The 14,437-nt window shown below is 44.1% G+C and carries 12 protein-coding genes and 1 pseudogene; 2 read left to right on the forward strand and 11 right to left on the reverse strand.

Features of this window, described 5'->3' with window-relative positions; all coding sequences use genetic code 11:
• From ACTXGJ_RS11520 to ACTXGJ_RS11545, 6 genes and pseudogenes are all read right to left on the reverse strand, one after another.
• A pseudogene (locus ACTXGJ_RS11520) lies at positions 1-446 on the reverse strand (type I restriction endonuclease subunit R); the annotation flags it as partial.
• 24 nt (positions 447-470) lie between these two features.
• Positions 471-1,073 (reverse strand): hypothetical protein, encoded by a 603-nt coding sequence (locus tag ACTXGJ_RS11525; RefSeq protein WP_443566035.1) that lies wholly within the window; start codon positions 1,071-1,073, stop codon positions 471-473.
• Positions 1,074-1,101: 28 nt separating this feature from the next.
• A complete protein-coding gene (locus tag ACTXGJ_RS11530; RefSeq protein WP_443566036.1) occupies positions 1,102-1,599 on the reverse strand; it encodes a hypothetical protein in 498 nt (165 codons plus the stop codon).
• A gap of 56 nt (positions 1,600-1,655) precedes the next feature.
• On the reverse strand, positions 1,656-3,023 hold the full coding sequence (locus ACTXGJ_RS11535) for a restriction endonuclease subunit S (RefSeq protein ID WP_443566037.1): 1,368 nt from the start codon (positions 3,021-3,023) through the stop codon (positions 1,656-1,658).
• Complete coding sequence (locus ACTXGJ_RS11540) at positions 3,023-5,428, reverse strand: type I restriction-modification system subunit M (protein ID WP_443566038.1); 2,406 nt, start codon at positions 5,426-5,428, stop codon at positions 3,023-3,025. The genes ACTXGJ_RS11535 and ACTXGJ_RS11540 overlap by 1 nt, the downstream gene beginning before the upstream one ends.
• 849 nt (positions 5,429-6,277) lie before the next feature.
• Positions 6,278-6,631 carry a hypothetical protein gene (locus ACTXGJ_RS11545; RefSeq protein ID WP_443566039.1) on the reverse strand — a complete coding sequence of 118 codons (354 nt, stop codon included), beginning with the start codon at positions 6,629-6,631 and terminating at the stop codon, positions 6,278-6,280.
• Positions 6,632-6,724: 93 nt separating this feature from the next.
• Between ACTXGJ_RS11545 and ACTXGJ_RS11550 the strand changes: the two genes are divergently transcribed.
• Positions 6,725-7,525, forward strand: coding sequence for an SIR2 family NAD-dependent protein deacylase (locus tag ACTXGJ_RS11550; RefSeq protein WP_443566040.1), 801 nt, complete (start codon positions 6,725-6,727; stop codon positions 7,523-7,525).
• Between the two features lie 32 nt (positions 7,526-7,557).
• Here ACTXGJ_RS11550 and ACTXGJ_RS11555 read toward each other — a convergent pair whose 3' ends face one another.
• The 4 genes from ACTXGJ_RS11555 to ACTXGJ_RS11570 all read right to left on the reverse strand — a co-directional run bounded on the left by ACTXGJ_RS11555 (position 7,558) and on the right by ACTXGJ_RS11570 (position 11,067).
• On the reverse strand, positions 7,558-8,559 hold the full coding sequence (locus ACTXGJ_RS11555; protein WP_443566041.1) for an adenosine deaminase: 1,002 nt from the start codon (positions 8,557-8,559) through the stop codon (positions 7,558-7,560).
• 46 nt (positions 8,560-8,605) lie between these two features.
• Positions 8,606-9,130: a TPM domain-containing protein gene (locus ACTXGJ_RS11560; protein WP_443566042.1), complete on the reverse strand. Its 525-nt coding sequence runs from the start codon at positions 9,128-9,130 to the stop codon at positions 8,606-8,608.
• Positions 9,131-9,218: 88 nt separating this feature from the next.
• The gene (locus ACTXGJ_RS11565) at positions 9,219-10,391 is read right to left on the reverse strand and encodes a TPM domain-containing protein (protein ID WP_443566043.1); all 1,173 of its coding nucleotides are present in this window, start codon (positions 10,389-10,391) and stop codon (positions 9,219-9,221) included.
• Between the two features lie 46 nt (positions 10,392-10,437).
• Positions 10,438-11,067 (reverse strand): LemA family protein, encoded by a 630-nt coding sequence (locus ACTXGJ_RS11570; protein ID WP_443566044.1) that lies wholly within the window; start codon positions 11,065-11,067, stop codon positions 10,438-10,440.
• A gap of 728 nt (positions 11,068-11,795) precedes the next feature.
• On the opposite strand from ACTXGJ_RS11570, the gene ACTXGJ_RS11575 reads away from it, so the two are divergent.
• The gene (locus tag ACTXGJ_RS11575) at positions 11,796-13,361 is read left to right on the forward strand and encodes an alanine/glycine:cation symporter family protein (protein ID WP_439244517.1); all 1,566 of its coding nucleotides are present in this window, start codon (positions 11,796-11,798) and stop codon (positions 13,359-13,361) included.
• Between the two features lie 271 nt (positions 13,362-13,632).
• On the opposite strand, the gene ACTXGJ_RS11580 is transcribed toward ACTXGJ_RS11575, so the two are convergent.
• The gene (locus tag ACTXGJ_RS11580; RefSeq protein WP_443566045.1) at positions 13,633-14,250 is read right to left on the reverse strand and encodes a fasciclin domain-containing protein; all 618 of its coding nucleotides are present in this window, start codon (positions 14,248-14,250) and stop codon (positions 13,633-13,635) included.
• Positions 14,251-14,437 lie beyond the last annotated feature (187 nt).

Genomic DNA, 14,437 nt, shown 5'->3' on the forward strand with positions numbered 1-14,437 from the left:
CTGGTATGAGGGCTATACACTACCTCAGGGACGACACGGCAGATATTGGCCTCATAGCGTGCCATGGTCTCAGGGTTGAGGCTATGCTCAGGCTTGAACTGGCATAAACTAAAACGCGCGTTACGGATCTTTAGGCCATGACGCAATACACCCAATGTGCCATAGGTGCGCGAGGCTTGATCGGTTGAGTGTTCATCGGCCTTGTTCAGCTGCTTAATCAATGCGCTGATAAAGTGGCGCTCAGAATCGATAGGATAAGTGCGACAGAACTTCTGCCACTCTTGCGGCTGGGTGCTCTGCACAAAGTCGAGTACGTCTTGCTCATATAGCGCGGTCTCTGCCTGATAGCCGCTGGCATGACCTATTTTCCAGCCTTGCGCTTGCATCTGAGTGACGATATCGGCTTGGAAGACAGATTCGTAGGTGACGTTGTGCGCGTTGGTCATGTTAATTCCGTTTATTATTTTAGTTCAACTGCGTGATTCAGAATGTGGGATACCATAGAGTTTTTTAGGATCAAGATCAGGGAATAACTGCTGTGCTTTCACACACCATATCACCTCAAAGTTCGACACAGTATTTTTAAAAATCTCACATCTTTCAATTGAGTACAATGTCGTAAAATCATTCTGTAATCTTGGTTTGGAAATAAATTTATCTGCTAATATCTCTAAACCTTTTAGCTCTCTGGTTTCAGCATAATCAAGACTCTTTGAATGAACAACAAGGTTTCGAAAATCCACCATAATATCGACATTCACTAGAAGGTCTTCAACAATCTTTTTATTTTCTTCACTCTCTGACTCATTTTCGTAAGCTCCCAATCTTCTTAAAAACCAACGAACCTTCTTTTTTAAGTGAGATGACTCTGTAAATTTTTTATAATCTTGAGAAAATAAAACTTTGCCATAGGTATTTAGTCTGGATTCTAAAGCTAAACAATAGAAAAGCATTGCTGGTATAGTTTTTTTGAAGATATAACCAGGTTTTTCATTCTTTGCCTCTTCGAAGAGAGTATGGGCTATTGAAATTAGAAAAATATCATTATTTAAATAGCTTTCAACAGTTGGCATATAGATTCCTAACACAATGTATATTAAATTAATTTTTTTCTATTTTTTCAAAAGCACTATTGATCATTCTAAATATAAAACTTGAATCACCGCTACTCTTATCAGGATGAAAAACACCTCTAATCTTATTCACTCTTGTCTTGATTACACTAATATCATCCTCTTTTGTTACGCCTAATATCTCGTAGGGATCAATCTCACTAAGAATAAACTTATCTATATTCGCCTTATCATGGTTTCCGTACATAGATTTATTATTCTCTATCCTTAATTTTTTGTTTTCAACTTTCAGCCTATTTAACTCGTTTTTTAAATATTGTTTAGCAAGTACAATAGCTTTAGCAACGTCAGGTGCCCAAAAGTTATTTACTAAAAAATACCCTTGAGCCTGAAGGTTTTGAGACAGAATATATTCATTAACATCAGTTGTATTATTCTGAGGATAACCATAATTCTGAGGATAGCGATTGTTCTGTATCGCTAGATACTCTTCATCTCTTAAGAACACTAAATAATTGTTTTCCATTATTTCCGAACCTTATGACTATAAATCAAAGATACTTTCTACCAACTGAGTACATTTTACTCAACCACCTGCCAACCCCTCACATCAATCTTGCCCGTAACGGCAGCGGATATTAAAGCGGTGCGGCGTTCTTGCATAAGTTGGATGGCTTTTTTTGCTTTTGAGATTAAACTATCAAATATTTTCATTTGCTCGTTAATTTCATCAACTATTTTAGTTTGCTCGGCCATAGAAGGAACTGGAAACAAGCTATTAGATAAGTATTCCTGTTCAATGCTTTCTACGGTAGCACCTTCTTTTGACCATGCAAAAAGCAGCTTATCAACGTTACCTACTATATAGTTTGCGGCGTATTCTGAAGTCATGCGTTCATTAAACTGCAATGCTCTCATGTCTTGATTCATCGTTACATCAACAGTATTAATTGCTATCGGAATGGTTCTTTGTAATATTCCTGAACGCACTACCATTAAGAGCGCACCTGCTTTAATCAATTTAGTTGATGACTCTTTTACAGCACTTTCAGTAATGTAATCTTGAGTTTTATCGATCCAAAACGACTTCATGTCTTTAGGAGATACCCAAGGAATAGTTCCACCTGTCCAGTAAGATAGGTTATCTTTCGTTGGTGTACCACCACCGCTAAAATTGCATAGATATTTTAAAGGTACTAAATCCCAATGCTCAGGTACATCCCCTAACCATTCAACACCCGAATCTTTCATCGGTGCATCAGGGTTTAAGCCTTTGGTCACCGCATGACTGATCACCGCTTGGCGCTTTTCTTTTAACAGTTGGATCAGGGTTTGCTGCTTATCAATTAAGGTATCGATTTGGGCGGTTTCGTGGTCGAGGAAGTTGGCGATTGTTTCTCTTTCATCTAAAGATGGCAACCAAATTTCAACCCCTTTCAAAATAGACTGGGTGATACTAAAAACCTTAACCCCTTTTACCATGTGTCTAATTTGAGTTCTTATTTCCTTTGAATCCATCAAGTAGGCATAAAAGCGACTACATTGACGATCAAAAGGGCGAGCAATAACGGTGTGATAACCAGCAAAAACTAAATCATCACTAACTAACTGGGTGAAATTCCCTGAACCTTCTATATCCTCAGAAGTATCAGCAAACACTAAATCACCTTTAGTAAGCAAGGCATAAGAAGATGACTGTAAATATCCTTCATCAACACATTTTAGATAATGTTTTTTTGGGTCAACTTCAAAACCATATTTTGAATGCACTTCACCATAGCTTACGCAAGGTACACCAGTATCTAAGAGGTCTGCTTTAGTTATAGTTAAACCTCGACCAAACGAAAACATATATCTAAGCTTACTAAGCTCCCAGTGACTTGGTATCTCCTCCAACCACTCAACTCCCGACTCTTTATACTCAGGATAGGCGACATATTTTTCAGCCATTACGAATGCACCTCACCCAATAACTGCATAATCTCGCTACTGACTTTATCTAAGTCCGCATCAATCTCAACTAGCGGGCGCGGTGGCTCATACACATAGAAGTGACGGTTAAACGGGATCTCATAACCGACAATACCAACCTCTTCATCGATAGCATCGGTCTTATTGCCATTGATCCACGCATCAGGCACATGCGGCTGTACTTCACGGGCGAAGTAACTTTCAATCAGCTCAGTGGTCGTCACCTCAGGATTTAGCGGTACGTTTTCATAATCACGTAGGTCGCTGTCGGTTTGGAACTCGACTATTTTGGCTGGCTTGCTTAACTGTTTACTATCCGAGTTGAACGCTACCTTGACATGGTAGTTGTCTAAGCTAAATGCACCATAGAGTGGATTGGCGGTTTTAACTGTTTTCTTAATGACGGGTTCGGCTTCAGGGTTTTTCCACGTGATGGCATCCATCAGCTGCTTTTTCTCTTTCACATCAAGACTTATATCAGTGTCTTTTAACGCTTGTTTGAACACTTTTTCAAACTCATTGAAGTCATCAAACTGGTTTTCACCAATCGCCGCTTGCAAAGCTTTCGCTTTATTCATGATCTCAAGTTGATCTCGCCATACTTTGCTATCGAGCACGTCTTTGATTTGCTTTTCTTTGAGCTCAGAGAAGTCGGCCTTAATCATCGCACGTGCCTCAAGCGTGACCGCTGACAAGTCACCATAGCTGCTTGTATCAGAATCAGCGTCGCTATCAGTCGTCCATTGACCACCAAATGCCTCATATAGCGCTGGCATGACCATATCAAACGGCTTGGGCGCGTAACGTAGGCTCTCGATAGCCGCGTCGGATAATTGCGCAGAGAGACGTAGCGGCCGCTCGATAGTGATACGGCGGTAGCCAAACTCATGGCTGGCAAATATCTTACTGGCAAAGGTCTTAGCGGCCTCAATCTTAGGATTGGCAGACTGGCGACCCCGATTCGACTTTATCTCATCAGGCTTATCAAGCACCCGCGCGTCCACTACCTCAAAAGCGCCAAAGCTGCGAGTGATGATCTTGATATCGTCATCATCCATCTCGTTACGCTTAGAGCCCAGCGACTTGCGCATTTTGCTATATAGATTGCTACCGTCGATTAATTGCACTTTGCCTTGGCGCTCATGCGACTTTTTATTACTGAGTATCCAAATATAAGTGGCGATGCCCGTGTTATAGAACATATCGTTAGGTAAGGCGATAATCGCTTCTAATAGATCAGCCTCTAAGATATAACGGCGAATCTCACTCTCACCACTACCTGCGCCGCCTGTGAACAGTGGCGAACCATTGAGGATGATACCGATACGGCTGCCTTGATTATTGTTAACTTCTAACTCACTATTATCAATAGGACGCATCTTACTTAGCAGGTGCATAAGGAATAATAGCGAACCATCAGACACGCGTGGCAAGCCTGCGCCAAAGCGCCCGTCAAAACCTTTTTGCTGATGCTCATCGTTGATCTCGCCTGCTATCTTCTTCCAGTCCACCCCAAACGGTGGATTCGATAACATATAATTAAAATGCTCGCCTGCCAGCTGATCACTGGATAAGGTATTGCCAAGCTTGATGTTATTGACCTCTTGACCTTTAATCAGCATATCGGCTTTGCAGATCGCATAAGACTCAGGGTTTAGCTCTTGCCCATAGGTACGCATCACCGCATCAGGGTTTAGCTCTAGCACGTACTCCATACCAGAGGATAAGAAACCGCCTGTGCCCGCTGTTGGGTCATATATCGTGCGAATGATGCCGTCCTTGCTCAGCGCGTCATCATCTTCCATAAACACCAGTGATGTGGTCAGGCGCACGATATCGCGCGGGGTGAAGTGCTCCCCTGCGGTCTCGTTCGAGCTCTCAGCAAAGCGGCGGATCAGCTCTTCAAACACAAAGCCCATTTCATGATTGGATATCTTCTCAGGGCTAAGATCAGTAGTGGCAAACATCCGTACTACTTTATAAAGTAGGTTAGCATCGGCGAGCTGACCGACAAACTCTTCAAACTTAAAGTGCTCGAATATCTCACGCGCGTCTTTTGAGAAGGATTGCACGTAAGTGTTCAGATTATCTTTGATATCGCTTTGACCCATCTTGCTGAGATCCATCGGCGAGGTATTGTAGAACGGTCGCTTGCTGGCACGTATCAAGAACTTCTCTTGCGCTTCTTCAGGCAGACTCATATCAGCGATGCGCTGGTTTTCTGCGACGACGCTTGCTTTGGTCTCTTCTAATACGCACTCTAGGCGGCGAAGTAGCGTAAATGGCAAGATAATGCGGCCGTATTGCGATTGCTTAAAGTCACCGCGTAATAGATCAGCGACAGACCAGATGAAAGCCGCTGTTTGAGAGAAGTTTTTGGTCATGGGAGTATCTTTTGGTTGTTGAGCAGGGATAGAGGATGTAGATCGTATGTCAGCGATAAAGTGATAACTCATCTTAGACAAAATACAACCATCATAAGGGCATTCGACATTACTCGGCAAGTCTGAATATGAGATTTGTGAGATCAGTGCAGAGACTGGATGACTAATTGACCTTTATGCTACTCATTTGCTAAAGTCTATTGAAGAAGTCTTGGTATTGGCTAGATCCGGTGAGCCCATCAAACGTTTCGTTTGTGAAAGCATCCCCTAGAGCTGCCAAGGCTTCTTCTCTATTTTTGTCAAAGTGCGAGTAGTCACTCAAACATCTCTTAGCTTTCAAATAGCGCTTTCATCGCCGCATAATACATTAAAAGGATAACGATGCTTATTGTGCAAGCATAGTGTCATGACAAGTCGCATAAAGTCAGCTGACAGCTAGCCACGATTTATAGGCATAAAAAAAGCCCTCTTCAAGGCTTCTAGTCTTATTATAAACCGCTCAAGATATACTGTATCGATTTACTATTGTTATAGTTTTTATCCTTAATAAACGATATTGATAATAAAAATAGCAGCTAATGAGGTGATTAAACTAAAAGTTGCTAACGAATACGAAAAGAACCGAACATTACTCATAAAGTACTCTTTTAATATAGAGCGGAGGTAGTCTATCACCCTAATATACTTTATTTAATCTTTATTGCATAGAAATATTAAACTTTGACTGCTAATTAATTAATAAAACAAATAAATTATAGAGAAGATTTTTCATAAGATCTCGGGCGTGTTGAACATTCACAAATGAGTACTGATGTAGCTAAAAGGGTTATAGCTAAATTTAGGCTTGCTCTACTCCGCGTCTGTTAAATGAGCAGCTAACAACTCGCGGCTAGGAGCGCGGTGATAGTTAATGATTGGCACCTCGCCTAATCTACGCTGACCAGCAGCGATGCTGTTATCGATAGTGATCATCGCGACTTTTTTGCCTTGGCGGCTGACGAGTAAATGCTTGGCTTTGCGGCTGACCTGATACTCAGGAAAGCTGTTTTTGAGTAAAGTAACGGTCTTTTGCAGCGCATCGTTCTTGGGTAGTTTATTAGCGCTGGCACCATTCGCCGCTTTTGCACCGCGTGCCTTGGCCAGTAGCCACAGTGCAGCCACGACACTTAGCAATATGACAAGCCACCATATTCCGTCTATCATAAAGGCATACATCCATCGTTATTGAATTGAGGGTTATTGAATTGAGGGTTATTAAAGTACGTTGACCATAAAGTGCAGAATGAGGATTAAGTCATGGTAGCAGAATTATCAGCAGAGTTAATAGCACAAGTTCAGCAAGCGGCGCAATTATTACGCTCTGCCAAGCGCATTTGTATTTTGACTGGCGCCGGTATCTCAGCTGAGAGCGGTATCCCAACCTTTCGAGATAAGCAAACGGGCCTGTGGGAGAAGTTTCGTGCAGAGGATCTAGCCAGTCCTGTCGCGTTTGCGCGCGATCCTAAGCTGGTCTGGTCTTGGTATCAGTGGCGACGGCAGCTGGTGCATGACAAAGCGCCCAATCCGGCGCATCGAGCCTTAGCGCAGTGGCAATCCGCTAGCGCTTCAGTGCAGCAGCACATCACCTTGATCACCCAAAACGTCGATGACTTGCATGAGCAGGCAGGGAGCGAGGCTGTCCACTTGCACGGTCATCTGTGGAAAAATCGCTGTAGCCAATGCGATAGCGTTTATGAAGATGATCCCAATGCTAAAGATAAGCCGCTCGATTTCGATGAGCAGCTAATCGCCTGCCCACAGTGCGGTGATTATATCCGGCCTGATATTGTCTGGTTTGGCGAGTCGCTACCGGTGGCCGCTTGGCAAACGGCTGAAGAGGCGGCAGCGGATTGCGATATCTTTATGAGTATCGGCACCTCAAGCTTAGTCTATCCAGCGGCAGGACTGGCGCAGTTGGCCAAGCAAAACGGCGCGCAGATCATTGAAATCAACCCTAACCCTACGCCTAGTACGGTGGTGGACCTCACTCTAGCGGCTAAGGCAGGCGCAGTGATGCCGGTATTGATTGACAAAGTAATAAATAAGTCAGACAAGTAGCGTGTTAAGTTGGAGGCTAAATATTTGCGTTATTAAGCATTCGCTGCGGTATCTACTTTATCGAGATACGCTTGCTTTAGTTCCTCGCTGATAAACGCTGATTTAAAAGAGTTTTTGACTAAAGTTATGATATCGTCTGCCGATAAATCGATATGTTCATAAAGGTTGATAAAGTTCTGATTGATATAGCCTTTAAAATAAGCCGGATCGTCTGAATTGACACTGACGTTTAGGCCGTAGTCTAGTAGCTGTTTAATATTGTGCTGCGGATAATCGTCAAATACTTTGAGTTCAATATTGGAGTTGGGGCAGACGGTGAGCGGTACTTGCTCTTCCTTTAGGCGCTGCATCAGTTCTGGACTATTGATCGACTGCACGCCATGATCGATTCGCTCAATCGCTAATAAGTCCAAAGCCTCATTGATATAGCTAAAATCGGCTTCCTCGCCGGCGTGAGCGACAAGCTTAAAGCCCTCGGCTTTGGCGCGTTTAAACACTGCTTCAAACTTAGCTGGTGGATTGCCTATCTCTGCCGAATCGAGACCGACACCGATGATATCGTCCTTATAGGCTAAGGCTTGCTCGAAGGTCTCAAAGGCGTCTTGCTCAGATAGATGCCGCAAAAAGCACATAATGATAGCAGACGTAATACCGTACTGCTTATGAGCGTCCGCAAGCGCCCTTTTAATACCACCGATGACTGTTGCAAACTCAATACCTCTCTCGGTATGGGTCTGCGGGTCGAAGAATATCTCAGTATGGACGATATTATTGTCCACGCACTGTAAGATATAGGCCCAAGTCAGATCATAAAAATCCTCTTCAGTGATTAAAACATTGGCCCCAGCATAATAGATATCCAAAAAGCTCTGTAGATTCGTAAAGTTATAAGCGGCGCGTACTTCCTCTACTGTCTCATAAGGAATAGTCACCTCATTCTTCTTGGCTAGCCTAAACATTAATTCTGGCTCAAGTGACCCTTCGATATGTAAATGCAGCTCAGCTTTTGGTAGTCTTTTTATCAGCTCAATCATTTTTTACCCTTACCGTGTCTCTGTTATACGTTCTTGTACTTATAGCTTACTTCAAAAAAACCACTGCATCAGATAGCTCGTTACCGGCAGGGTCTTGCTCGAGATGATAGTATTGACGCAGCAGCTGCCCAACCTCATCGACCAAATCGGCCAGACTCTCCTCGACTTTTTTGCTAGCGATACCGGCCACCGCCTTATCACACATGGCCCGCCATACGGTTGGGCTAACATGGGCGCTGATACCACGATCCGCAATAATGTCTAAGCTTTGCTCACAGATATTGACATAGACTAGGACGCCGGTGTTCTCTTCGGTATCCCACACGCGGTAATCGCTAAATAAATCAACAGCCCGCGCGCGCGCATTTGTATGATAAGCGGCCTGAATCGGCAAAGCATTTTCTATAATTAAGAACACCTCACCGCGATGGCCGATTTCAGCTTCTGTTACCTTCGCGGTCAGACGTGCCCTCGCCTCTGGCGTCAACCACCTACTGTGCAGCACGGGTACAAATGCGACCTGACGCCATAAGCGAGCGAAACTTGCCTGCGACGAGTTATCTTGGACCATGCTTGTGTTTCCTCAAATATGCTATTGCTCTATGAATAAATACTGACTCAATTAGGAATTAGGCGCGGCTAAGTGAATAGCGCGCAGGCTACCAAGAGCCGCCAGCGCCGCCACCACCGAAGCCGCCACCGCCGCCGCCGAAGCCACCACCACCAAAACCACCGCCGCCGAAACCGCCACCACCGCCGCCAAGACCGGGTAAGAATATCATGCCGCCACCGCCGCCGCGTCCACCGCGACCGCCGCCGCCTGAGCCGCGAAAAATTAAGAATAGCCAGATAAATATAGCCATAATAACGGTCATAAAGAAACCGCCGCCTAACGCTAACGAGCCAGCAAAGAACCCACCCGCGGTTAGAATAGAGCCGAGCACACGGCCGAATATATTAGTAATAAAACTACCGAATATCATCGCCATAAGGAATAAAAAAATAGGCGATGGCAGCTCATCTGAGCCTTGCTCGGCACGGCGCGCTTCTGCTTGCGCGTCGGCGCGGGCTAATATCTCTGGATCGGCGGTTAAGCGCTGCTCGATTTTATCCAAACCGGCTAATAGCCCTGCGCCATAGTCGTTCTGCTTAAAGTAAGGGGTAATGTCTTCACGGATAATACGATTGACTGCAGCATCAGGTAGCACTCCTTCTAAGCCATAACCTGTCAATATATATATCTTGCGATCATTAATAGCAGCTAAGATTAATAGGCCATCGTCGGTATCGGCTTCGCCCAACTCCCATCTTTCAGCCGTCTGCAAAGAGTAATCAAAGATAGGTATACCATCAGTTGTCGGTACGATTACCACCGCCGCTTGCGCAAGTCCCTGACGATAGATGCCTTGCAACTGCGCCTCTAAGCGCTGCTTTTGTTGCGGGTTTAAGATATTGGCTTGATCGACGACTGGACTATTGAGAATCAGCTTATCCGCATCAACGCCAGCAGCGGTAGATCGAACAGGTGGCGGGTTGTTAGCTTGGGCTGGGTTAGCGGCATTGCTATTAGCATTGGCTGCATTAGGATTGATAGCATCGTTACCTAGTATAGCGTCATTGATTGCCTCATTACCGAGTACCGCATCGTTGATCGCTTCATTGGACTCACCTGCCTTCGCGATAGCAACTAAGTCTTCAACGCTGCGTTGGTTCTGAACATCACCATCAGCGCTAGCCACAGCGACCTCATTCTGCGCGGCAGACAGCGCAGAAGTGCTCGCGGTGCTAAGGGCGAATAATACGGCGGTTACGATTGCTCTAGAGTTGCTCATCTAATCTATCTTACCTAGTGTTTTTTCAAATAATGACTTGCTAAAACTATTCACCAAAATCAACTTCAGGTGCGGTAGAGATAGCGTCTTCATTAGCGACTGTAAAGTTTGGCTTAGTATCCATGCCGAACACTTTAGCCGTGATGTTCGTTGGAAACTGACGCACCGTCGTATTATAGCCTTGCACTTCTTGAATATAACGATTACGGGCTACGGCGATACGATTTTCAGTACCTTCTAATTGCGCTTGCAAATCCTGGAAGAGCGCATCGGACTTTAAATCCGGATAGCGCTCTGATACTGCCATAAGTCTGGAGAGTGCACCCGTCATCTGCTGTTGTGCCTCAGCATAACGCTCCATCGCTTCTGGGTCATTAAGGAGCTCTGGAGTAACGGTGATACCGCCCGCTTGTGAGCGTGCTGCCGCCACTTCCGTAAACACCTCTTGCTCTTGATCAGCGTACTGCTGTACCACTTTTACTAAGTTTGGTACTAGATCGTCACGGCGTTGATACTGATTGACCACCTCTGACCAAGAAGCGGTGACTTGCTCATCTTGTGATTGCAAATTGTTATAACCACAACCGCTTAGACTCACGGCTGAGGTCGCTAATACCGCTGATAACAATAAAGGTTTAATAAAAGATAAAGGCTTGATAATAGATTGGCGTGCCATTTATATGTCTCCAAATAATAATCTCATAACGAGTCATGCTTATAGACCGCTACATATAGCTATTCTTAAAACGGTATGTAGGCAATCTAAGTCTATGGTGCTAATGATGGCAACATCATAGCTGTTTTACAATTGACCGTTACCAAAACACAACCGCAAACTAGTAGCAGCGCTACCTTACAAGCCACCAGAAACGATATTCGATAAATTTATTCTCAGTACTAAACTTAAATTGCCTTTTAGTTTGCTTAAGCAAAAAAAAAGGTTATGAGATAAAAAATACCTAGTAATTTACTAAAAAATATGGCAAATTGCTGTTACGCAGCCGTACGGTTGGCATACATTTAGTAGTAGATTTAATACTAGATAGAGATAGTCTGTTACAAAGTCTGGTTTTTAGCGTATAGTTATAAAGCTAACTGTCAGTGCTGATGAACTTATTATCGATTTAGCATAATGTTTTAAAAAACTATCCTATGATATTTTTTAAGTCATTATGACATAACGATATTACTATAGTGTAGTGACCAAGGCGGCAAATGGAATTGCACCGCAGCTCATTGTTTGTTGGAACGTTACAAAAGATATTCATGGAATGAAGCGATGAGCCGCGCGGGTAAACACAAGAAACTCATACTCAGTAGGACGTTCAATAGAAGCCCAAGATAGCTTGGTTGCGGTTTCTATCCTTATCGATACGCTACTGAGGACGTTTGAGGAATATAGATATGGAAGGTTTAGTTGGTTTAGCAAATGACATTATTTGGAGCCCCGCGCTGGTTTATTTATGCTTAGGCGCTGGGCTTTTTTATTCTATTTTAACGCGCTTTGTACAAGTGCGTTTATTTGGCGAGATGCTCAGACTGTTATTTAAGGGCAAACCTGACAATGATGGTATCTCATCCTTTCAGGCACTAGCGGTATCTCTTGCAGGCCGTGTCGGTATGGGTAACATCGCCGGTGTAGCAGCCGCCATCGGTTTTGGTGGCCCAGGTGCAGTATTCTGGATGTGGATTGTGGCCTTCTTGGGCGCATCAACCGCTTATGTCGAGTCTACTTTAGGTCAGATTTATAAAGAGCGCGACGTCGTCACTGGCGAGTATCGCGGTGGCCCGGCTTACTACTTCGAGCGCGCACTTGGCCAAAAATGGTACGGTATTTTATTCGCCATTGCTTCTATTGTCGCTTGTGGGGTGTTCCTCCCTGGCGTACAGGCCAACGGCGTTATCAATGCTGTCGCTCAGGTCGCAGGTGAAGGCTCAGCGATGAACTTCATGGGCATAGACACAGGCTCCACTCGTCTAATCGCCTTAGCTATCATCCTAGTGGTTTTAGGCTTTATCATCTTTGGTGGTATCAAGCGTATTGCAACCTTTACTGAATACGCGGTTCCTTTCATGGCATTAGGCTATATCATCCTAGCGCTACTGATTATGTTTACCAACTTTAGCATGATTCCAAAAGTGTTTGGCATGATCATCGGTGATGCCTTTACCGCGCAAGCAGGCTTCGGTGCTGCTATCGGTTGGGGTGTGAAGCGTGGTATTTACTCAAACGAAGCCGGTCAAGGTACAGGTCCACACGCAGCATCAGCTGCCGCGGTCGATCATCCAGCACAGCAGGGCTTAGTACAAGCATTCTCAGTATATGTCGATACCTTGTTAGTTTGTTCTGCTACCGCCTTTATGATTTTATCTACTGGCATGTACAACATTCAAGGAACTTTGGCCGATGGTCAATTCCTAGTACAGAACGTCGCAGCTGACGTTGAGATAAGCTCACCGTCATTTACCCAAATGGCGATGGAATCAGTCTACGGTACTTTTGGTGATACCTTTATTGCGATTGCGGTATTCTTCTTTGCCTTTACTACTATCTTGGCTTACTACTATATCGCTGAGGTCAATATCTCTTACCTCACCCGCTCTATGGGTAAAGGCGCTAGTAAAATCGGTCAATTCGTTGTCAAGCTAGTCATCATGTTCATGGTCGCTTATGGCGCATTGAACAGCTCTGGATTTATCTGGGGACTTGGCGATGTCGGCGTTGGTCTCATGGCATGGCTCAACATTGTTGGTATTATCATTATCTTCTTTGTGGCACGTCCTGCTATCGATATCCTACGCGATTACGAAGCACAGCTCAAAGCAGGTGGTGGTACGACTTCTAATAGATTCGTCTTTGATCCTAAGAAATTCGGTATCAAAAACGCCACTTATTGGGAAGATCGTCATGCCGCTGAAGTTGCGCTAAAAAGACAAGAAACAGATCTGCGTAAAGATCCTAGAGTTTAGACTCTGATAAAAGACAGCGTCAATAAAGAATGAACGTCTTATAAAAACTCGCAGCTTAGGTTGCGAGTTTTTTTATGGCACCTGTCTGCCCTCCTTACAAAGTTATTTGCTTTGCCTATCAGACCTGCTAGAGCAAATAACCTTTCCTACTTGACATTAGGCGATCTAAAAACTTCATTACCATGTAAGATTGATACCCAAAATTGACGCAAAAAAAAGCCCAACCTATAGGCTGAGCTTCTTTAAAAGTTTGATTTAGGTCTACTAGAGATTACTCAGGCATTAGTACCGTGTCGATAGTGTGAACGACACCATTAGTCGCCATAATATCAGTTCCGGTAATGTTTGCCGTATTACCAGTTGCATCCGTGATGACATTAGCATCGCTAATAGAAATCGTCTTGCCGTTGGCCGTTTCGATATCTGTACCGTAAGGAATATCAGCTGCCATTACCACCATAGGAACAACATGGTAAGGTAGAACGCTGTTGAGTAGCTCAGTATTAGCCAACAGCTCTTCTTTAGTAACGCCTAACTTTTCTAGTACTGGAGCAAAAGCATCATCAGTAGGTGCAAATACAGTGTACTGGCTATCTGTAGACATTAGCATCGAATCAAGACCAGCTGACTGTAGTGCCGCAGTCAGAATCGTTAGGTTTTCGTTGTCTGCTGCTATTTCAGCAATAGACTGAGTCGCCATCGTGTCTGCCATTGGCTCAACCATCGGATCCGCCTCAACTGCCGGATCAACCATCACTTCTGTTTCAGTGACTTCAGTAGTTGTCGTCTCTGGCTCTACTGGATCGGCAACCGTTTCCGTGTCGTTACAGGCTGCTAGCGATAAGGCAGAAGTGGCAACCGCTAGAGAGAGTATTGTCTTCTTTAACATAAGAGTATCCTTTCTAATTAATATGAGTGGTGCTGTGAATAAAGTTCTTATTGCTGTCATACTTAACGATAGCAATTCAAGTTTGAGAGTAACACATCAAATGGCTAATACTATGTATAGGTAATGATATGGAGGTATAGGTATTGATATGAAGCTTAGACTTATTGTGGCCTTATTCTTTTATGCT

This window comes from Psychrobacter sp. 1Y11 (assembly GCF_052259045.1).
Classification (GTDB): Bacteria; Pseudomonadota; Gammaproteobacteria; order Pseudomonadales; family Moraxellaceae; genus Psychrobacter.

Excerpts from the sequence above, each read along its gene's own strand:
- ACTXGJ_RS11525 (WP_443566035.1), bottom strand. The coding sequence starts at position 1,073 with ATGCCAACTGTTGAAAGCTATTTAAATAATGATATTTTTCTAATTTCA.
- ACTXGJ_RS11530 (WP_443566036.1), bottom strand. The coding sequence starts at position 1,599 with ATGGAAAACAATTATTTAGTGTTCTTAAGAGATGAAGAGTATCTAGCG.
- ACTXGJ_RS11535 (WP_443566037.1), bottom strand. The coding sequence starts at position 3,023 with ATGGCTGAAAAATATGTCGCCTATCCTGAGTATAAAGAGTCGGGAGTT.
- ACTXGJ_RS11540 (WP_443566038.1), bottom strand. The coding sequence starts at position 5,428 with ATGACCAAAAACTTCTCTCAAACAGCGGCTTTCATCTGGTCTGTCGCT.
- ACTXGJ_RS11545 (WP_443566039.1), bottom strand. The coding sequence starts at position 6,631 with ATGATAGACGGAATATGGTGGCTTGTCATATTGCTAAGTGTCGTGGCT.
- ACTXGJ_RS11550 (WP_443566040.1), top strand. The coding sequence starts at position 6,725 with ATGGTAGCAGAATTATCAGCAGAGTTAATAGCACAAGTTCAGCAAGCG.
- ACTXGJ_RS11555 (WP_443566041.1), bottom strand. The coding sequence starts at position 8,559 with ATGATTGAGCTGATAAAAAGACTACCAAAAGCTGAGCTGCATTTACAT.
- ACTXGJ_RS11560 (WP_443566042.1), bottom strand. The coding sequence starts at position 9,130 with ATGGTCCAAGATAACTCGTCGCAGGCAAGTTTCGCTCGCTTATGGCGT.
- ACTXGJ_RS11565 (WP_443566043.1), bottom strand. The coding sequence starts at position 10,391 with ATGAGCAACTCTAGAGCAATCGTAACCGCCGTATTATTCGCCCTTAGC.
- ACTXGJ_RS11570 (WP_443566044.1), bottom strand. The coding sequence starts at position 11,067 with ATGGCACGCCAATCTATTATCAAGCCTTTATCTTTTATTAAACCTTTA.
- ACTXGJ_RS11575 (WP_439244517.1), top strand. The coding sequence starts at position 11,796 with ATGGAAGGTTTAGTTGGTTTAGCAAATGACATTATTTGGAGCCCCGCG.
- ACTXGJ_RS11580 (WP_443566045.1), bottom strand. The coding sequence starts at position 14,250 with ATGTTAAAGAAGACAATACTCTCTCTAGCGGTTGCCACTTCTGCCTTA.